This is a genomic window from Bacillus cereus group sp. BceL291 (assembly GCF_051776705.1).
GTDB classification, from domain to species: domain Bacteria; phylum Bacillota; class Bacilli; order Bacillales; family Bacillaceae_G; genus Bacillus_A; species Bacillus_A cereus.
Genome location: NZ_JBPWAP010000007.1, coordinates 98892 through 118808, shown reverse-complemented (window position 1 = coordinate 118808; position 19917 = coordinate 98892). Strand labels below are relative to the sequence as shown.

The following is a 19917-nucleotide window of genomic DNA, read 5'->3' as shown; positions in this document are numbered from 1 at the left end:
GTCCAACTTGGACACCCCATTTCATGATGACTTCACTATGTTGTTGTACTCATCAATTGGTGGTTGCTTTTTCAATGTGTTCCTTCTTCAATAATTATGATGTCCGCTTTCGGAAAAATATATGCTAATAAATTTAAAAATTTTTTTTGAGTACATGGATACTATGTAGTACAGCATAATTTTTGGTAAGATGAATATAGAATGAATACTAATGAAGAAAGTGGTGTCGTATGAGCGAGTTATTGCGTGTAGAAAATGTTACAGGAGGATATACGAAACGACCTGTATTAAAAGACGTTTCGTTCTCTGTTAATAAAGGCGAACTTGTCGGCTTAATCGGTTTAAATGGAGCTGGTAAAAGTACGACGATTAAACATATTATCGGTTTAATGGAACCGAAAAAAGGAACTGTCACAATTAATGGGAAAACAATTCGTGATGATATGACAGCGTACCGTTCTAGCTTTTCATTCATTCCGGAAACGCCAGTATTATATGATGAATTAACGTTAGAAGAGCATTTGAAATTAACAGCTATGGCGTATGGCATTGATGAAAAACAATATGAAGAACGTGTAGGACAACTACTACAAGAGTTTCGTATGAAAAATCGTTTAAAATGGTTTCCATCTCATTTCTCAAAAGGAATGAAACAAAAAGTAATGATTATGAGCGCATTTTTAGTGGAGCCATCTCTTTACATAGTAGATGAACCTTTCGTTGGATTAGATCCGTTAGCGATTCAATCCCTTCTTCAAATGATGGACCAAATGAAAAAGAGTGGTGCCGGTATTTTAATGAGCACACATATTTTAGCGACGGCAGAGCGTTATTGTGATTCGTTCATTATTTTGCATCAAGGTGAAGTAAGAGCGAAGGGAACGCTATCTGAACTGCAATCACAGTTTAATATGCCAGGTGCAACGTTAGATGATATTTACATCGCGCTAACAAAGGAAGAAGATTATGAATAGCACAGCGTTATGGAAAGAACGATTTCGTCACTTTCTAAAAGAAGTTCGTACATATAGTAAATACGTATTTAATGATCATTTGAAATTTATTTTCGTGTTCATCATTGGTGCGGGAGCGTATTATTACCAGCAATGGTTACAAACGTTAACACCTTCGTTTCCGGCGGCGCTCGTAATGGCAGTATTAATTGGACTCGTGTTAACGGCTGGATCCATTCAAACGTTATTAAAAGAAGCGGATCTCGTTTACTTGCTGCCAGTTGAACAAAAATTAAAACCATACTTTACAAAGGCGTTTCTTTTTACGTTTATGATTCAGTTGTACATAATCGCAATTGTAGCGGCAGCGCTTGCTCCGTTATACTTCCAGCAAATGAAACAAACAGGAGCGGCTTACATATGGATTGTACTCGCGTTTGTCATCGTAAAAGCGTGGAACTTATTCGTAGCATGGGAAAAGTCATTTTTAACAGATCAAAATATACAAAGAGCGGATTGGTTCATTCGTTTTATCCTAAACGGTTTATTTGTATATTTCCTTGTAGAACGTACTTCAGTTCTTTTCATTGGTGGAATCGTCCTTCTCATGGTGTTATACCTTGCTATCATGCATCAAATGGTAAAGGGAAAGCCACTAAACTGGGAGTATTTAATTTCTGAAGAAGGTAAGAAGATGATGCTGCTGTACCGCATCGCGAACATGTTCGTTGATGTACCAGCATTAAAAGAAAGAGTAGCACGCAGAAAATGGCTCGATTTCATTCTTTCGATGATTGGTGAAAAGCGTACATATTTATACTTATATACGAGAACGTTTTTAAGATCAGGTAACTATTTTGGATTATATGTGCGTTTGCTCGCTCTTGGAGGAGTTATTTTGTACTTCATTCCGTTTTTATATGGACGATTTATCGTAAGCCTTATTTTCCTATACTTAATCGGTTATCAGCTCTTAACTTTATGGAAACATCACCGCATGAAGATTTGGCTTGATTTGTATCCGGTAGGGGGAGAAGAGAAGAAGAAAGATTTTCTTACTTTATTAAACGCGATTCTAATCATCGGGAGCGTAATCTTTACAGTTATATTTGCACTAGCAACGAAAGATTTCATGATGACAGGAATTTTACTTATCGTAAGCATATTATTTAGTATCGGTTTCGTTTACCAATACGGGGCGAAGCGCATTGAGCGTTTAAATTGAAGGGAATGAACCTATGATTACATATGAAGAAAAGGTTATAAAAGAACTGGAGCAGTGGAAAGCTACATTTATGAAAGATTCTTCTATGATGACACGGTTCTCAAAGAAAGTGCAGACGAAGGTGCAACAGCTCATTCCGGCGAAAGTACAAAAGGTACTAACAGAGACGATTCGTATGATGGTGCAAACGATCAGCGCCGGGTCAAACTTTATAAAGCCGAAGCTAAAAGAGACGACATGGTCATTGCAAAGACGAGACGATGAAGTACGTAAAAAAATGGATGAGTACAAAAAAATAGCAGCGGCAGAAGGAGCAGGGACGGGGGCTGGCGGTATTCTCCTCGGTCTTGCTGACTTTCCGCTTTTACTCGGCATTAAAATTAAATTTTTATTCGATGCAGCAACGTTGTACGGATTTGATACGAGCAACAAAGAAGAGCGCCTTTTTATTCTTCACGTTTTCCAACTTGCCTTTTCAAGTGACGACCACCGAAAAGAAATATGGAAAGCAATTGAAACGTGGGATACAGAAGAAGAAAATCATATGGACTGGGAAAAGTTCCAAACAGAGTACCGAGACTATATCGATTTAGCAAAAATGCTTCAGCTCGTACCAATAATCGGTGCTCCGGTCGGCGCATATGCGAACTATCAATTACTGCAAAGACTCGGAGAAGTGACGATGAATTGTTATCGTATGCGATTGTTGAATAGGGATTAAAAAGAAGGCGTCCTACATGTGTAATGTAGGACGCCTTTTCTTAGAAGCTAAGTCCGATATAGCTAACTCCAACTATAATCAATACGATAAAAAGTAAAATGATTAATGAAAATCCGCTCTTACCAGCTTGTCCTGCTTCACCGCCGCCATTACCACCACTGCCCTCATTACCACCAAGTCCCATATGGTATCCTCCTTATTGTTATATGTTGCTTTTACTTTATAAATTTCTGTATTTTCTGATAAACACCTTCTGTAGTGCTAATTAAATTGAAAATCATTTCGTTTTGTTTTATAATTTACTTACCGACCGGTAAGTAAAAATAAGTGAGGTACAGTATGACGAAGAATTTACAAACATCGCAAAACATTGTAGAGGCATCATTTAAACTTATGGCAGAACACGGCATTGAGAAGATGAGTCTTTCCATGATTGCGAAAGAGGTAGGTATTTCAAAACCGGCTATTTATTATCATTTTTCTTCTAAAGAAGCGTTAATCGATTTTTTATTTGAAGAAATTTTCTCTGGATATCATTTCGTGAGTTATTTCGATAAAGAGCAATATACGAAAGAAAACTTTGCAGAAAAGTTAATTGCTGATGGTTTACATATGCTCTCTGAATATGAAGGGCAAGAAGGAATATTACGTGTTATCAATGAATTTATCGTAACTGCATCGCGAAATGAAAAGTATCAGAAACGCTTATTTGAAATACAAGAAGATTTCTTAAATGGTTTCCACGATTTATTGAAGAAAGGCGTAGAACTTGACGTAGTGTCACAACATGAAACGGAAGAAAATGCTCATACGCTAGCACTCGTGATTGATAATATGAGCAACTATATGCTCATGGGATTCCAGTTAAAGTATAAAGAAATTTGGATTCGAAATGTGAAAAACGTCATGAAGGAGGAGTAAAAATGAAAATGCAAAAAAACTGGTGGCTCGGTTTTCTTGGATTTATTGGGGTTTATAAAATACCAGGTATGATTGAAGCTTTTCAAGCGGATGGAAATTGGATGAAGTTAATCGGTTTCATTTGGCTACTTTGGTTTGGATATTTTATTCCTGAGAAGAAAGAAGATTAAATTTAAATTTTCTGTAAAGTTACGTAAAATATAGATTAAGAGTATTCATATATTAGATTACTAGATTTGGAGTGGTTACATGGATCCATTGAAAAATGAAATTCACCCTGACATGGTCAAGGTGTGGAAAGCGCGTTCTTTAATTGAGCTAGGAATCAGTATTATAGTCATTTTGGCATATCTTTTCTTTATGATTAAGTTTAATTGGTGGGCTTGGATTTTCTATGTGCTCATCGGATTAACAATTGTATATACACCGTTTGATTACTTTACGTTTCCGAAACTACGTCAACGTTATTACAGCTACCAACTAAATGAAGAAGAACTTGAAATTCAGCATGGTCTTTTCGTCGTAAAGCGCGTATTAGTACCGATGATTCGTGTACAGCACGTAACGATTGAACAAGGGCCAATTATGAGAAAATACGGATTGGCAGAATTACACATTTCAACGGCAGCAACTTCTCATAGCATCCCAGGTTTAACGATGTATGAAGCTGAAATGTTGAAAACGAAAATCGCAGAATTAGCGAAAGTGAGTGATGAGGATGTATAAGAGGCAGCATCCAATCACGATGTTATTAGAATTAAAAATAACAGATTTTATACCACTCATTATTTTTCTTTTTAGCTTAAGGGGAAAGTTTCCATTTTGGTATTTAGTTCCTATTGGTTTTGCGTTGATCACAATTATTTCAGCTATCGTAGGCTGGTATTACAAAGTATACTGGGTCGAAAATAACGTATTACATGTGAAACAAGGTCTCTTTGTGAAAAAGGAGAGCTACTTAAATAAAGAACGTGTTCAAACAATTAATACAAGTTCTAACGTACTATACCAAATGCTCGGTTTGAAAAAAATTCAGATTGAAACAGCTGGCGGGGGCGATGAAGCAGAAGTTAGCTTAGCTGGAATTACGGTAGAAGAGGCGACGGAGCTTATTACTTTGCTAAATGAGCCAACTCCAGAAGTGAAAGCAGAAAAAACGTTAGACGAAGCAGCAGAAAATACAGTAGAAAAAGCAATTGTTACAGAGGAAAAACAAACGACAGAGTACAAGTTAACGTGGAAAGAGATTTTAATAGCGTCTGTTACATCTGGTCAATTTGGAGTATTGTTCTCTTTAATCTTTTTCGTTTATCACCAAGTAGATGAGTATATTCCGAAATGGATAAAAAATAGTGTGACGTCATATGTAATGGACCACGATATATATGGCTGGATTTACATGGTAGCTATTTTACTTGTCGTTTCTTGGATGATATCTACAATTGGCTACGCGTTAAAACACGGTAACTTCACAGTAAATCGAAAAAATGATGAAGTCCGTATTTCGCAAGGGTTACTGGAGAGAAAAGAACTCGTACTAAAATTGCACCGTATTCAAGGAATTACGATAAAAGAAGGCATTTTACGCCAACCGTTCGGTTATTGTGCTGTGCAAGTAGAAGTCATTCAAAGTGAAGGGAAAGAAGAAAAAGTTACACTGCATCCTATCATTCGAAAAGATCGAGTGCAACAATTACTCGCGCATTTACAATTACCATACGAACTGAATGCAAATATTACTTCGTTACCAAAAGCAGCATTGCGCCGCTATCTCATTGATAGTTTCATCTTTTTCGCTATGCTCGCAATCCCGCTTACTGGAATAAGCATATACTTTGAAAAGTATTACATCATGTGGGCATTACTACCGCTCGCAATCCTTATCTTTACAATTGGCTACGCAACATTTAAAACAAATGGCTACAGTGTTAACGGAGAACAAATTACACTTGTCTATCGTAGCGTCGGAAAATATACAGGACTTATTAGAAGAAGACACGTCCAATCAATGGAGAAGACACAATCATATTTCCAGCGCCGTGCGGATTTATGTACGTATAAGTTTTCGAGTGCATCATCTAGTTATAAAATAGAGCATACGAGAGTAGAAGATGCGGAGAGAATGCAGGATTGGTATAAGAAGAAAATAAATGAGATGTAACTTGAGAAAGCTTGCCTATTATGAAAGGCAGGCTTTTTTGTTATAGGGAAAAGAGTCGTTTAATCCATATATTAGTACAACTACAGCACACATGTATCAATACGTATGAAAAAAGGTAATATGCTTCTGTTTTAGGAAAATATATGGGATTTTTGATATAAATGGTATAATAAAATGGAAATAGTATTAGGAGGTTATATATGATAAGTCAGTTGAAAAGAGAAGCACTTGATGCATTAAAAGGAAGATGGGGACTAGCGGTAGGGGCAACCTTATTAATTGGAATCCTTATTGGAGCTGTTGAAATGCTAACAACAGGTATTTTCTCGATATTTTGGGGTTGGGAAGAAGCAAGTGATTCACTTACAGTAAGTATTATAGTAATGCTTGTTATTGGTCCATTAACAATAGGTGCCTATTATCTTGTTTTAAATGCAATTCGTGGGACTGATGCTCGCATTGGTCATATATTTAGATGGTTTAGCGATGGAAGTAAGTTGATGAAGTCGTTTTTAACATATTTACTAATGTATGTATACTTGACTCTATGGACATTACTTCTTATTATTCCAGGTATTATTAAATCATTTTCTTATTCTATGACATATTTTATTTTGAATGATCATCCAGAATATACAGCGAATCAAGCGATTACTGAGAGTCGTCATATGATGAATGGACATAAAATGGATTACTTTTTACTATGCTTAAGTTTCTTAGGTTGGTTCATTTTAAGTATTCTTACTGTAGGAATCGGTTTCTTATGGTTAGCACCTTATTTCTACGCGACATCAGCCGCATTTTATGAAGAGATTTCAAAAGAATATTATAAAAAAGAAGGCACTACTTTCTAATAAAACATATAAACTATCTACCCTAAAGAATGTAGGGAGCAGATAGCAGATGGTTTAGGTGTTTTGATATTTGTCCTATTTTCGGGATTCACTTCAGGATAAGGTATAGATTTTTATATAGAAATGCTACCCTCTATGTTTTATCATAGAGGGTTATTTTTTTATGTAAAAATGATAGGAAATAATGAATAATATATGTAAAGAAAAAAGCGAGGTGAATGAGAGTGAGCAAATTTTTAATACCGTATTCATTTTCTATATTAAGTTTCTTTATTTCAGCAACAGCACTTGATTTATATGATAGGATGGGAAACGATAGTGAGCTGGTTTCGCCGAACATAATTGGAAAGATAATTCAATCTACTGCGCAAATGGGAGTCCTTACATTGTATTTCGGAGTACCTATTATTTTAGGTGGCTGTCTACTTGGTGAGCTATTGTTTAGAGGTATCATTTTACGATTTAAACTAAGCTATATTATATCTTTATTATTATATCTATTTTTAGCTTTTAGTATTGTTTTCGTAACGGTAGGCATTCCAACTACATATGAAGATTCTAATACATTTTTCATGGGGATAACTATGATTTGTGCTGTTACATTCTTTGTGAGTCGGAATATATGGGAAAACAAGTTAATAATGGAGTGACAAAATGAAATACACCTGTCCATGTTACGGATATAAAGTTTCACTTTATTGGATCAGTTAGAAAACCGACTAGTGAAGATGTGAAGGATGCTAGTTGGCAGCGAATTTGTTAAGTAGAATGTTATTACTCAATTCAATGGGAGTAATAACATTTTTTATTTAGTACTGAAAGAATTACTGCTGTTTTAAAGTAATAAGAAGGAATAAATCGGTAAATTTTATTAATGGATATATTTTCAATAAATACAAAAGTATAGATGTATAGTCAGCTTTGTGTATTTAATGTTATCATATTGAATGATATGGAAATTTTTAATAGAATAAGTAACTAAAAATTCAAAGGTAATGAAGCTTTTGTTGTATAAAGAAAATACTTAGTAGTAATCAACAATATTAAAAATAAGATTCGTATTTATATAAATTTAGTAGAAATGGGGTTTTAAAAAGGAATGAGTATAAGCATAACGCGGCAAAAGATTTTGGCGGCTGCTTCTCAAATTGTACAATGTAAAGGGGTTGCTAAATTAACTTTAGAAGCAGTGGCAAAAGAGGCGGGTTTAAGCAAAGGTGGATTATTGTATCACTTTTCAAATAAAGAAGCTTTAATAGAAGGTAAGATAGTCCGAGGGGTAGAGGATTATGAAGGGGCCATTTACAATAAAGTAGCGGAAGACTCAGAGAGGAAAGGGAGATGGGTTCGCTCTTTTGTAGAGGAAAGATTAAGTAATGAGAGAAGAACAGAAGAGTTGTCTAGCAGTATGATGGCAGCACTCATGTTAAAACCTGAATTACTTGAGCCATTACAACAATCATTTCAGCAACTGCAAAAAAATATAGAAAATGATGAGATAGATTCAGTTTGTGCAACAATTATTAGATTAGCAGCAGATGGATTATGGTATTCGGAATATTTAGGGGTTGGAAGACTAAGCCCCGAGTTAAGAGAAAAAGTGATTCAAGCTCTTATTAGTAATTCACATAAATAGAATATACGAACTATATAATGAGAAAATAATTCACCATTGCTTCTTTAATGTAGTGGTGAATTATTTTTTTTATTAGAAAAATAGAACAATTTTATAGAGTATTGAATTATAACCGTCCAGACGGTATAGTAATATTTGGTTTAAGAGGAAAATGAAACAAAAAAAGAATAAAAGATATTTTTAGCACACTATTCGAAAGGATAGGCCGCAAAGCTTAGAGTCTACGGTAATACATATTGGTTACTAAGATCGTCTGGTTGCACATTTTTGATGCAACCGGACGATCTTTTTTTGTTATATAAATATAAAAATTTAGGAGGGAACTATGCAAATGAAAAGTACTAAAAGACATATTTCAATGGTTTCATTAGTTTTTCTAGTATTATTTTCAGTGCTGAATGTGTGGGCTCCAGTTATTCAAGCTGCTGTGATGAAAAGTCCAGTGGACGAAATTAATATTTCCCGTACTGATGGCACGACATCTGAACCATATCAAGCCTCAGATGGTATGAAAGTAGAAGTGAAGTGGTCAGCTAAAGAAAAAATAAAAAGTGGAGATCAATTCACAATTGATATGCCAAAAGAGTTTCGAAAAGACCTTATGAATATGAGTTTTCCTTTAAAAGATGCTGAAGGAAAAACAGTTGGTACATGTGAGATGAAAAAGGGTCTATTAACGTGTACTATGGGTGATTACGTAGAGGGAAAGAACAACATTAAAGGTTCTTTATTCGTAGAATTCTACTTTGGTCTAGAAGCATATGATGGTGTTAAAGAAATTCCATTAGAATTTAACGTTGATGGTCAAATCGTAAATAAAGAAGTAAATGTAAGTAATACGACAGAGAGACCGAAGCCACAACCCAATACGGAAAATCTATTGAAATGGGGTTCTTATAATCAAGAAGATCCGTCTATTGCTGATTGGCTTGTATATGTAAATGCAACTGGAACAGAAATGCAAGATCTTAAATTAACAGATACATTAGGACCTGGGCATGAGTTAATTACAGACAGCGTAGTATTAGAAGAGGCTGTATTTGAAGATGGTTATGCACCAACAAATATTAAGCCAGCAAATTTATCTAACATTAAAATAAATGCAACAAAGACTGGATTTACAATTGAATTTCCAGACAGTTCAAAAGGCTATATTTTAAGATATAAAACAAAGGTTACAAATCCTGCTGCAAAACCTCATAAAAATACTGTGAAATTAGAAGGTAAAAATATTAAAACTGAAGAAAAAGTAGGACAAGTATTTGTGAGTGGTGGGGGAGGATCCGGTTCAGGTGACAATAATCCACCTAGCATTGAAAAAAATATAGTTGATGAGAATGGCAAGCTTGTAGAGAATGAGCAGCTAACACAAATGGATCAAGTTATTCAATACCAAGTTGGTACACATATACCGAACGATCCTCCTAAATACACATCTATGGTAATTAGTGATGATTTAGAAGATGTTTTAGAAGTATTAGAGGCAAAAGTGTATGATAAAAATGGCCAAGATATTACTTCTAAAGGGACGTTAAATATAGATAAACAAAGAAGTGAAGTAACATTTACGTTTGGTGAGAATTTTGATTATAAGTCATATGAAGACCGGATAATTAATCTTAGTATCAAGGCGAAAATTAAAAATAATGCAGACTTATCTTCTTACGTAGATAAGAAGATTCCTAATAAAGCGGAATTACATTTTGATGATAAAACATTAACATCAAAAGAAGTAACTATTACACCGCCTGAAGCTCCAAAAGATGGTACAGTATCGCTTCATAAAATAGATTCTGAGAATCCGAACAAAGGGTTAAAAGGTGCCGAATTTGAAGTTCGAAATAGTGCAAATGAAGTTGTTGCAAAACTGACAACGGACGAAAAAGGTTTTTCAGTACCTCAAACTTTAGCTCCTGGGACGTATAAAGTTTATGAAACAGTAGCACCAGAAGGATATCAAAAATTAACAAGCCCAGTAGAGGTTACACTTCAAGCTGGAGAAACAAAAACAATTGAAATTAAAAATACTGTGCAAAAGGGTCAAATTGAAATAAAGAAAATTGATTCGGAAAATGGTGAAAAACCATTAGCAAATGCAGAGTTTGATATAGTAAAAGACGGTGTAGTAGTCGAACATATTGTTACAGATAAAGATGGTAAGGCAATCTCTAAACCGTTAGCACTAGGAAAATATATTTTAAAAGAAACGAAAGCGCCTGAAGGCTACCAATTAAAAGAAACAGAGTTCGAAGTAAGTGTAACAGGGGACGGCATATTCCCAATACAAGTGGAAAATGCAATGGTAGACAAAGGTAATATAGAAATTACAAAAGTGGACAAAGAAAACGGAGCAGTATTAGCGGGTGTCGAATTTGAAGTCCAAGATGAGAAAGATGAAGTAGTAAGAAAAGTAGTAACAGATAAAGATGGAAAAGCAAATGTTTCAGATCTATCAGTAGGAAAGTACAAATTAGTAGAGACGAAAAGCTTACCAGGTTATAAAAAGCTAACAGAACCAGTACCATTTGAAATAAAAAAAGGTATGACAAAAGCTTTAGCAATAAAAGTAGAAAACGAGCAGTTAGACAAAGGCTCAGTAGAAATTACAAAAATAGATAAAGATAGTCAAAAAGTATTAGAAGGCGTAGTCTTCGAAGTGCAAGATGAGCAAGGAAAAGTAGTAACAGAAGTAAAAACAGATAAAGATGGTAAAGCAAAAATCTCTGATTTATCAGTAGGGAAGTACAAATTAGTAGAGACGAAAAGTTTACCAGGCTACAAAAAGCTAACAGATTCAGTATCATTCGAAATTAAAAAAGGTATGACAACAGTCCTATCGTTGAAAGTAGAAAATGAACAGTTAGATAAAGGTTCAGTAGAAATTACAAAAATAGATAAAGACAGCAAAAAAGCATTAAAAGGCGTAGTTTTTGAAGTGCAAGATGAAGCTGGAACAGTAGTAAAGGAAGTAAAAACAGATAAAGATGGTAAAGCAAAAATCTCAGATCTATTAGTAGGAAAGTATAAATTAGTAGAGAAAGAAAGTTTACCAGGCTATAAAAAATTAACAGAGCCAGTATCGTTTGAAATCAAAAAAGGCATGACCGAAGTTCTATCATTAAAAATAGAAAATGAAATGGTAGATACGGGAAATATAGAGATAACAAAGATAGATAAAGATAATAAAGCACCGTTAGCGGGAGTAACATTCATCGTCCAAGATGAAAAGGGTAATGAAGTTACAAAAGTAACGACAGATAAAGATGGAAAAGCAAATGTTTCAGATTTACTTGTAGGAAAGTATGAATTAGTAGAGGTAGAAAGTTTACCTGGTTATAAAAAATTAGAAAAACCAATATCATTTGAAATCAAAAAAGGCATGACCGAAGTACTATCATTAAAAGTAGAAAATGAAATGGTGGATACAGGGAATGTCGAGATAACAAAAATAGATAAAGATAGTAAAGCACCATTAGAAAATGTTGTATTTGAAGTACGTGATTTAAAAGGGAAAGTAGTTGCGAAAGTAACAACGGATAAAGAAGGAAAAGCAAACGTTTCAGATTTATCTATCGGGAAGTATGAGTTGGTAGAAGTAGAAACACCGGCAGGATACAAACCACTAGAAAAGCCAATTTCATTTGAAATTGAAAAGGGTAGAGTAACAGCATTACAATTGACTGTAGAAAATGAATTAGTGGATACAGGAAATGTAGAAATTACAAAAGTAGATAAAGAAAATAAAGATGCTTTAGCTGATGCAGTCTTTGAAATTCAAGATGTAGCAGGACAAGTAGTCGCTAAAATAACGACAGATAAAAAAGGACAAGCACAAGTTACTAATTTATCAGTCGGCACATACAAGTTAGTAGAAGTAAAAGCACCAAAAGGATATAAACAATTAGTAGATCCGATTACTTTCCAAATTGAAAAAGGCATGACAAAATCTCTTGCTTTAACAGTAGAAAACGAAATGTTAGACAAGGGAAATGTGGAAGTAACAAAAGTAGATAAAGATAGTCAAAAAGCATTAGCAAGTGTAGTCTTCGAAGTACAAGACGAACAAGGCAAAGTAGTAACAGAAGTAACGACAGATAAAGAAGGGAAAGCAAAAATCTCAGACTTATCTGTAGGAAAGTACAAATTAGTAGAGAAAAAAAGCTTACCAGGTTACAAAAAACTAACAGAGCCAGTATCATTCGAAATCAAAAAAGGTATGACAGAAGTCTTATCATTAAAAGTAGAGAATGAACAGTTAGACAAAGGCTCAGTAGAGATTACAAAAGTAGATAAAGATAGCCAAAAAGCATTAGCAGGTGTAGTCTTCGAAGTACAAGATGAAAAAGGCAAAGTAGTAACAAAAGTAACGACAGATAAAGAAGGAAAAGCAAAGATTGCTGATTTATCAGTAGGAAAATATAAGCTAGTAGAGGTAGAGAGCTTACCAGGATATAAAAAACTAGCGAAACCAGTATCATTTGAAATCAAAAAAGGTATGACAGAAGTCTTATCACTAAAAGTAGAGAATGAACTAGTAGACAAAGGCTCAGTAGAAATCACAAAAGTGGATAAAGATAGTCAAAAAGTATTAGAAGACGTAGTCTTCGAAGTGCAAGACGACAAAGGCAAAGTAGTAACGGAAGTAAAAACAGATAAAAATGGTAAAGCAAAAATCTCAGACTTATCTGTAGGAAAGTACAAATTAGTAGAGAAAGAGAGCTTACCAGGCTACAAAAAACTAACAGAGCCAGTATCATTCGAAATTAAAAAGGGTATGACAGAAGTCTTATCATTAAAAGTAGAGAATGAACAGTTAGACAAAGGTTCAGTAGAAATCACAAAAGTAGATAAAGATAGTCAAAAAGTATTAGAAGGCGTAGTCTTCGAAGTACAAGACGACAAAGGCAAAGTAGTAACAGAAGTAAAAACAGATAAAAATGGTAAAGTAAAAATCTCAGACTTATCTGTAGGAAAGTACAAATTAGTAGAGAAAGAAAGTTTACCAGGTTACAAACAATTAACAGAACCAGTATCGTTTGAAATTACAAAAGGTATGACAGAAGTTCTATCATTAAACATAGAAAATGAAATGGTAGATACGGGAAATGTAGAAATTACAAAAATAGATAAAGATAATAAGGCACCGTTAGCAGGTGTAGTCTTTGAAGTACAAGACGACAAAGGCAAGGTAGTAACGAAAGTAACGACAGATAAAGCTGGAAAAGCAACAGTTTCAGATTTATCAGTAGGAAAGTACAAGCTAGTAGAAGTAGAGAGTTTACCAGGCTACAAAAAATTAGAAAAGCCTGTACCATTTGAAATTACAAAAGGTATGACAAAATCTTTAGCGTTCACTGTAGAAAATGAAATGGTAGATACGGGGAATGTAGAAATCACAAAAATAGATAAAGACAGTAAAGCACCATTAGAAAATGTTGTATTTGAAGTACGTGACTCAAAAGGAAAAGTAGTTGCGAAAGTAACGACGGATAAAGAAGGAAAAGCAAACGTTTCAGATCTATCAGTAGGAAAATACAAATTAGTAGAGACAAAGAGCTTACCAGGTTACAAAAAGTTAACGGAACCAGTATCATTCGAAATTACAAAAGGTATGACAAAAGTCTTATCATTGAAAGTAGAGAATGAACAGTTAGACAAAGGTTCAGTGGAGATTACAAAAATGGCCGCTGAAAGCAAGGAAGTCTTATCAGGAGCTGTGTTTGAGGTTCATGATGAAAAGGGAAAAGTAGTAGTGAAAGTAACAACAGATAAAGATGGAAAGGCAAAAATCACAGATCTATCTGTAGGTAACTACACACTAGTAGAAGTAGAAGCACCAAAAGGATATGAAAAATTAACTAATCCAATTCCATTTGAAATTACAAATGGAATGATAAATGCAGTTCAATTAGAAGTATTAAACAAATTGAATCATTTAGCGCCACCAGGCCCAGAAACACCAGATCCAGAAAAACCTGGAACACCGAATCCGGAGAAACCTGGAACACCGAATCCGGAGAAACCTGGAACACCGAATCCGGAGAAACCTGGAACACCGAATCCGGAGAAACCTGGAACACCGAATCCAGAAAAGCCTGGAACACCGAATCCAGAAAAACCTGGGACACCAGATCCAGAAAAGCCTGGGACACCGAATCCAGAGAAACCTGAAAAAGAATTACCGAAGACAGGGCAGAAAATGCCTGTGGAACCATATATGGGAGCACTTCTTGTAATGATGAGTTTTGGATTACTCATATTAGGTAGAAAACAGCAGAGATAATAAAGGTGAAAAGGTATCCTCAAAGTATTTGAGGATACCTTTTTTAGCATAAAAAAAGCATCTAGCAAAAGTACTAGATGCAAATAAAAACACAAGGGAAGACAAAGTTCTTCCCTTTTCCCGTATGTAATTATATCAAAAAATTTATAAAAAACTAGCTATATTTAAAATATAATTTTAAAAAAAGTTATATACATAAATAATTGCAATACGCGCAGTTTTATCTTTCTGAAAAATCTATTTCTTTATTTTTGAATATTAAGACTAATGTTGATAAATCTTCAGATAATTAGAAAAAATACCCGAAAGGATATATAATATTGCTTAATAAATAATTTTAATGAATTACGTATATTTCATTTGGTGTATTAATTGAATATCATAATTTTAAATTTTATTAAGCAAGAATCTCGGTTACTTATTGCATTTCTAACATAGGGTGAGATAGAAAAATACAATAGTGTGGAGGTTTTTATAATGACGTTTGTTCTTAGTAAAATGAGTGGCTTTAGCATAGAAGAAAAGGTACATGAATTTGAATCTAAAGGATTCCTTGAAATTTCAAATGAAATCTTTTTACAAGAGGAAGAGAATCATCGTCTATTAACACAAGCACAGTTAGATTATTATAATTTGGAAGATGATGCATACGGTGAATGTCGTGCTAGATCTTATTCAAGGTATATAAAGTATGTTGATTCACCAGATTATATTTTAGATAATAGTAATGATTACTTCCAATCTAAAGAATATAACTATGACGATGGCGGGAAAGTTAGACAGTTCAATAGCATAAATGATAGCTTTTTATGTAATCCTTTAATTCAAAATATCGTGCGCTTCGATACTGAATTTGCATTTAAAACAAATATAATAGATACAAGTAAAGACTTAATTATAGGTTTACATCAAGTAAGATATAAAGCTACTAAAGAAAGACCATCTTTTAGTTCACCTATTTGGTTACATAAAGATGATGAACCAGTAGTGTTTTTACACCTTATGAATTTAAGTAATACAGCTATTGGTGGAGATAATTTAATAGCTAATTCTCCTCGGGAAATTAATCAGTTTATAAGTTTGAAGGAGCCTTTAGAAACTTTAGTATTTGGACAAAAGGTCTTCCATGCCGTAACGCCACTTGGAACAGAATGTAGTACGGAGGCTTTTCGTGATATTTTATTAGTAACATTTTCTTATAAGGAGACAAAATGAGAGAGAATAAAATAATTATGATTTCTGGAGCCAATAGCGGTATAGGTCATGCTTGTATAAAATACTTTTTAGAAAAATCATTTCATGTAATAGCGCTTGATATTAATAATAATAACTTAATAGATTATATGAAAACAGATATGCCTTTGAAAGTAGTGCAAATTGATTTAAGTAATAGCGAAGCGATTCATAATCTGTTTACTCAATTAGATTTAGAAAAGCTTTCTCCTGATATATTAATAAATGCAGCTGGTATTCGAGAGATAACACCTGTTTTACATTTATCCGATGATATGTTTAAAAAAGTAATTGATGTAAATTTAGTAGCCCCATTTATCCTTTCTAGGGAAGTAGCTAAGCGATGGTGTGAATCGAAAATAAAAGGTCGTATTGTGAATATAGCATCGGTTTCTGGATTAATGGCTGAACCAGAGCGAGCTGCTTATGTTGCATCAAAGCATGCTTTAATCGGATTGACTAAACAGATGGCTATGGAATTTGGAAAGCAAAATATAAGGGTGAATAGCATTTCTCCCGGTGTTATTAGAACTGAACTTACAGAAGAATACTTTAGTAATACAGCCTTGATGTCTATGATAAAAAGTAATCAATCTTTAGATACTTGGGGGTTGCCGCAGGATATTGTTTCATGTATTGAGTACTTGATTTCTGATCAGGCCCGCTTTATTACTGGTTCTAATTTTGTAATTGATGGTGGTTGGACTGCTGGGAAAAATTTATAATTGAGTGTTTTTGAGGAAAAGCACCTGTCCTTTTTTAGGCTGGTGTTTTTCTCACTATAAACCGAGTTTTTATTGGAGGGGGATTAATTTGCTTCAAAAAAGTTTTAAGCAAGAGAAAACGGTACCGGCTTTAAAGATGATAGCATCAATGGTTATCTTTGGATCAGTTGGATTTTTTTCAGTTCAAACAAACTTACCTTCGTTTGAATTAGTGTTTGTAAGGTGTATTTTTGCGACAATATTTTTAAGTGTATGCTGGTTGCTTACAGGGCAATATAAACAAGATAAATGGGAACGAAAAGAAGTTATTCAAGTTTTAATATGTGGCTTTTTCTTAGTATTTAATTGGGTTTTCTTATTTAAAGCCTTTGAAAATATGTCAGTTACAATTGCTATCTCGGTTTATCATCTTGCACCAGTAATTGTACTGTTAATTGGAAGTATCGTCTTTAAAGAAAAATTAACATTAATATCTATCATTTCAATAGTTGTGTGTTTTGCAGGAGCTTTATTAATTGCTGGTATCGATGGAAGTTTCTCTGTCGGTTCATTAATGTCTTCAGGTATGATATGGGGATTTCTTGCAGCTCTCTTTTATGCATTTACAACTTTATTTGGTAAAGGGATTAACAAAATGAGTGCGTATGCAATGACATTTTTACAAACATTCTTGGGGATATTTCTTTTAATACCATTTATAGATTTAGATGCTTTTAGTGGCCTCACTCAAAGTAATTGGACATATATTATAGCTACTGGTTTTATTCACACAGGGATAGTATATTATCTGTTTTTTGATAGTTTACGCTATTTATCTACAAAAACAATCTCAATATTAGTTTTTTTGGATCCGGCAGTGGCAATATTATTAGATACTGTACTTACTGGATTCCGTCCAACTTTAATGCAAATAACAGGAATTCTTTTTATTTTTATTGGTATGACTTTAACATTAAAAAAATCTAAAGATAAAAAACTGAGCCAAAAAGAAAAGCGAATTGAAAGCGATGCTAGTATATCTCAACAATAATGAAATATATTGTGTATAAAACGATAAACCTTACATGAATCATGTAAGGTTTATTTTAGTTCAATATAATTCATATTTATAATATATAATTTTCAAAACTGAGGTATGTTTTTCTTTAATATGCTTTTGATTCATATATTTTTATTTGACTATAAATTTACAAAAATGTATATGAAATCTTATTTTTTGATAATATATAAGTAATAAATTCATAGAATTGGAGTGATGAGATGCAGCCGTTAGAAAGGGAGATTCATTCTAATATGCTGAAAGTGTGGCGAATTCACGCTTTAATTGGGACGGCAGTTATACTAACAGTCGTAATTGCGTATTTCTTTTTTATGATTAACTTTAACTGGTGGGGCTGGTTGTTTGGACTATTAGTAACAGGAGCTATTACATTTATTCCACTTGATTATTTTGTGTTTCCAAATTTACGTCAGCGCTATTATAGTTACAGATTAAATGAAGAAGAGATTGAGATTCAAAAGGGAATGTTCGTTGTAAAACGCGTACTTATTCCGATGATCCGTGTGCAGCACGTAACGATTGAGCAAGGGCCGATCATGAGAAAGTATAATTTAGCAGAATTACACATTTCAACAGCCGCAACTTCTCATAGTATTCCAGGTTTAACGAAAGAAGAAGCAGAACAGCTAAAAAGACAAATTGGAGAACTTGCGAAAGTGAGTGATAAGGATGTATAAGAGGCAACATCCGATTACGATATTGTTAGGTATTAGAGTTGCGAGTTTGTTGCCACTTATTATTCTTGTTTTATTTAAACCTGATGAACAAGTGGAACCTTGGTATTTATTTTATCTTTTCCTTCTGGTTGTTTTATTCATCATGGCTATTTTTTCAGCAATTAAATGGTATTTTAAAGTGTACTGGATTGAGAATAATATTTTACATATAAAGCACGGTGTTTTTGTAAAGAAGGAAAGTTATTTAAATAAAGAACGTGTGCAAAATGTTAGTACGTCTTCTAACGTCATTTATCAGATGCTTGGGCTTATGAAGTTAAATATAGAAGTAGCGGGTGGTGGTAGTGAACCAGAAGTGATGTTGGCTGGTATTAAAGAAGACGAGGCAAAACATTTAATCTCTTTATTACATAAGAAAGAAACTACTGTAAAAGAAGAAATAGAAGAGGAAGAAAGCAAGACGGTTTATCAGTTAACAGCGAAAGAGGTTTTAGCAGCAGCGATTACATCTGGTCGGTTCGGACTAGTGTTTTCTGGACTGGTACTTCTTTACACAAAGTTTGATTTTGTTCTTCCTGAAGGATTCACAAGTAAAGTAGAAGCGTATGTGATGGGAAACGGTGTTTATAAACTAATTGTAATAGCATTAATTTTAATGGCAATTTCATGGATTATTTCCACGGCTGGATATGTGTTGAAATATGCAAACTTTAAAATTGAGCGAAAAGGGGAAGAAATTCGTATCGTTCAAGGGTTATTTGAAAAGAAAGAGTTTGTCTTAAAATTGCACCGAATTCAAGCGATTACTGTAAAAGAATGTATGCTTCGCCAGCCATTTGGTTATTGCGCTGTTGAAGTGGAAGCAATTCACAGTATTGGAGCAGCAAGTAATGAAGTGATGCTGCATCCTTTTATGAAGAAAAAAGATGTACAGCACCTGCTCACATATTTAGAGTTACCTTATGAAATTGGGGCGGAGATCGCTCACTTACCAAAAACAGCGTTGCGTCGTTATTTCATTATGGGCTGGTTAATAAGTATCATACTCACAGTTCTAATTGCTAGCGTGAGTATATATTTAAAACAATATATTGCGTTATTTTTTATTTTACCGTTATTTATCGTGTTTTCGTTACTTGCGTATGCTAGATATAAAAGTGGTGGTTATGAATTAAGAGAAAATCAACTAACGGTTGTATATCGTAATTTTTCGAAATATACAGGAATAATGCGAAGAAGACATGTTCAAGCAGTAGGTTATAATCAATCGTATTTTCAAAGAAAGGATGAATTATGTACAACTCTTGTAGCGGTAGCGGGGCGGGGTTATGAAGTAAAGCATATGAGAAAAAAAGATTCACTTCGTATATATAATTGGTACAAAGAAAAAGGAAACACCGGTGTGTAATGGTGTTTCCTTTTTGTGTCATGATTTGTCGATAAGTCGATATATTCGAAGAATCGCTGA

17 protein-coding genes and 1 riboswitch are annotated in these 19917 nt (G+C 33.9%); of the genes, 16 read left to right on the top strand and 1 reads right to left on the bottom strand.

What is annotated here, in order from left to right; genetic code table 11:
- The first annotated feature begins 230 nt into the window (after positions 1–230).
- Genes ecsA through ecsC form a run of 3 tightly spaced genes read left to right on the top strand, consistent with a single transcriptional unit; the run spans position 231 to position 2899 of the window.
- Positions 231–974, top strand: a complete 744-nt coding sequence (gene ecsA, locus ACS2CR_RS07970; RefSeq protein ID WP_001292595.1) for an ABC transporter ATP-binding protein EcsA — start codon at positions 231–233, stop codon at positions 972–974.
- Complete coding sequence (ecsB, locus tag ACS2CR_RS07965) at positions 967–2178, top strand: ABC transporter permease EcsB (protein WP_053513553.1); 1212 nt, start codon at positions 967–969, stop codon at positions 2176–2178. Before ecsA ends, ecsB begins: the two co-directional genes overlap by 8 nt.
- A 13-nt stretch (positions 2179–2191) precedes the next feature.
- Positions 2192–2899 (top strand): ecs operon protein EcsC, encoded by a 708-nt coding sequence (ecsC, locus tag ACS2CR_RS07960; protein WP_000634139.1) that lies wholly within the window; start codon positions 2192–2194, stop codon positions 2897–2899.
- A 40-nt stretch (positions 2900–2939) separates the two neighbouring features.
- Here ecsC and ACS2CR_RS07955 read toward each other — a convergent pair whose 3' ends face one another.
- Positions 2940–3083, bottom strand: coding sequence for a YjcZ family sporulation protein (locus ACS2CR_RS07955; RefSeq protein ID WP_074644000.1), 144 nt, complete (start codon positions 3081–3083; stop codon positions 2940–2942).
- A gap of 155 nt (positions 3084–3238) precedes the next feature.
- Between ACS2CR_RS07955 and ACS2CR_RS07950 the strand changes: the two genes are divergently transcribed.
- The 13 genes from ACS2CR_RS07950 (at position 3239) to ACS2CR_RS07890 (ending at position 19857) form a co-directional block, all read left to right on the top strand.
- Entirely contained in the window at positions 3239–3820 is a 582-nt protein-coding gene (locus tag ACS2CR_RS07950; protein ID WP_000164831.1) for a TetR/AcrR family transcriptional regulator, read from the top strand.
- 2 nt (positions 3821–3822) lie between these two features.
- Positions 3823–3990: a hypothetical protein gene (locus tag ACS2CR_RS07945; protein ID WP_000783813.1), complete on the top strand. Its 168-nt coding sequence runs from the start codon at positions 3823–3825 to the stop codon at positions 3988–3990.
- A gap of 79 nt (positions 3991–4069) precedes the next feature.
- The gene (locus tag ACS2CR_RS07940; protein WP_000371346.1) at positions 4070–4546 is read left to right on the top strand and encodes a PH domain-containing protein; all 477 of its coding nucleotides are present in this window, start codon (positions 4070–4072) and stop codon (positions 4544–4546) included.
- Positions 4539–5981 (top strand): PH domain-containing protein, encoded by a 1443-nt coding sequence (locus tag ACS2CR_RS07935; RefSeq protein ID WP_053513557.1) that lies wholly within the window; start codon positions 4539–4541, stop codon positions 5979–5981. Before ACS2CR_RS07940 ends, ACS2CR_RS07935 begins: the two co-directional genes overlap by 8 nt.
- Before the next feature lie 200 nt (positions 5982–6181).
- Positions 6182–6835, top strand: coding sequence for a DUF975 family protein (locus ACS2CR_RS07930; protein ID WP_000625400.1), 654 nt, complete (start codon positions 6182–6184; stop codon positions 6833–6835).
- A gap of 224 nt (positions 6836–7059) precedes the next feature.
- The gene (locus ACS2CR_RS07925) at positions 7060–7485 is read left to right on the top strand and encodes a hypothetical protein (protein WP_002098741.1); all 426 of its coding nucleotides are present in this window, start codon (positions 7060–7062) and stop codon (positions 7483–7485) included.
- Positions 7486–7934: 449 nt separating this feature from the next.
- A complete protein-coding gene (locus ACS2CR_RS07920; RefSeq protein WP_153602430.1) occupies positions 7935–8471 on the top strand; it encodes a TetR/AcrR family transcriptional regulator in 537 nt (178 codons plus the stop codon).
- Positions 8472–8643: 172 nt separating this feature from the next.
- Positions 8644–8736: riboswitch (cyclic di-GMP riboswitch) on the top strand.
- A gap of 60 nt (positions 8737–8796) precedes the next feature.
- Positions 8797–14754 (top strand): SpaA isopeptide-forming pilin-related protein, encoded by a 5958-nt coding sequence (locus ACS2CR_RS07915; RefSeq protein ID WP_325853133.1) that lies wholly within the window; start codon positions 8797–8799, stop codon positions 14752–14754.
- 477 nt (positions 14755–15231) lie between these two features.
- On the top strand, positions 15232–15969 hold the full coding sequence (locus tag ACS2CR_RS07910) for a 2OG-Fe dioxygenase family protein (protein WP_000144819.1): 738 nt from the start codon (positions 15232–15234) through the stop codon (positions 15967–15969).
- Positions 15966–16712: an SDR family NAD(P)-dependent oxidoreductase gene (locus ACS2CR_RS07905; protein ID WP_053513563.1), complete on the top strand. Its 747-nt coding sequence runs from the start codon at positions 15966–15968 to the stop codon at positions 16710–16712. Before ACS2CR_RS07910 ends, ACS2CR_RS07905 begins: the two co-directional genes overlap by 4 nt.
- Positions 16713–16800: 88 nt before the next feature.
- A complete protein-coding gene (locus ACS2CR_RS07900) occupies positions 16801–17742 on the top strand; it encodes a DMT family transporter (RefSeq protein WP_000939630.1) in 942 nt (313 codons plus the stop codon).
- A 230-nt stretch (positions 17743–17972) separates the two neighbouring features.
- Entirely contained in the window at positions 17973–18449 is a 477-nt protein-coding gene (locus tag ACS2CR_RS07895) for a PH domain-containing protein (RefSeq protein WP_001182725.1), read from the top strand.
- Entirely contained in the window at positions 18442–19857 is a 1416-nt protein-coding gene (locus tag ACS2CR_RS07890) for a PH domain-containing protein (protein ID WP_053513565.1), read from the top strand. The genes ACS2CR_RS07895 and ACS2CR_RS07890 overlap by 8 nt, the downstream gene beginning before the upstream one ends.
- Positions 19858–19917 lie beyond the last annotated feature (60 nt).

Excerpts from the sequence above, each read along its gene's own strand:
- ecsA (WP_001292595.1), top strand. The coding sequence starts at position 231 with ATGAGCGAGTTATTGCGTGTAGAAAATGTTACAGGAGGATATACGAAA.
- ecsB (WP_053513553.1), top strand. The coding sequence starts at position 967 with ATGAATAGCACAGCGTTATGGAAAGAACGATTTCGTCACTTTCTAAAA.
- ecsC (WP_000634139.1), top strand. The coding sequence starts at position 2,192 with ATGATTACATATGAAGAAAAGGTTATAAAAGAACTGGAGCAGTGGAAA.
- ACS2CR_RS07955 (WP_074644000.1), bottom strand. The coding sequence starts at position 3,083 with ATGGGACTTGGTGGTAATGAGGGCAGTGGTGGTAATGGCGGCGGTGAA.
- ACS2CR_RS07950 (WP_000164831.1), top strand. The coding sequence starts at position 3,239 with ATGACGAAGAATTTACAAACATCGCAAAACATTGTAGAGGCATCATTT.
- ACS2CR_RS07945 (WP_000783813.1), top strand. The coding sequence starts at position 3,823 with ATGAAAATGCAAAAAAACTGGTGGCTCGGTTTTCTTGGATTTATTGGG.
- ACS2CR_RS07940 (WP_000371346.1), top strand. The coding sequence starts at position 4,070 with ATGGATCCATTGAAAAATGAAATTCACCCTGACATGGTCAAGGTGTGG.
- ACS2CR_RS07935 (WP_053513557.1), top strand. The coding sequence starts at position 4,539 with ATGTATAAGAGGCAGCATCCAATCACGATGTTATTAGAATTAAAAATA.
- ACS2CR_RS07930 (WP_000625400.1), top strand. The coding sequence starts at position 6,182 with ATGATAAGTCAGTTGAAAAGAGAAGCACTTGATGCATTAAAAGGAAGA.
- ACS2CR_RS07920 (WP_153602430.1), top strand. The coding sequence starts at position 7,935 with ATGAGTATAAGCATAACGCGGCAAAAGATTTTGGCGGCTGCTTCTCAA.
- ACS2CR_RS07915 (WP_325853133.1), top strand. The coding sequence starts at position 8,797 with ATGCAAATGAAAAGTACTAAAAGACATATTTCAATGGTTTCATTAGTT.
- ACS2CR_RS07910 (WP_000144819.1), top strand. The coding sequence starts at position 15,232 with ATGACGTTTGTTCTTAGTAAAATGAGTGGCTTTAGCATAGAAGAAAAG.
- ACS2CR_RS07905 (WP_053513563.1), top strand. The coding sequence starts at position 15,966 with ATGAGAGAGAATAAAATAATTATGATTTCTGGAGCCAATAGCGGTATA.
- ACS2CR_RS07895 (WP_001182725.1), top strand. The coding sequence starts at position 17,973 with ATGCAGCCGTTAGAAAGGGAGATTCATTCTAATATGCTGAAAGTGTGG.
- ACS2CR_RS07890 (WP_053513565.1), top strand. The coding sequence starts at position 18,442 with ATGTATAAGAGGCAACATCCGATTACGATATTGTTAGGTATTAGAGTT.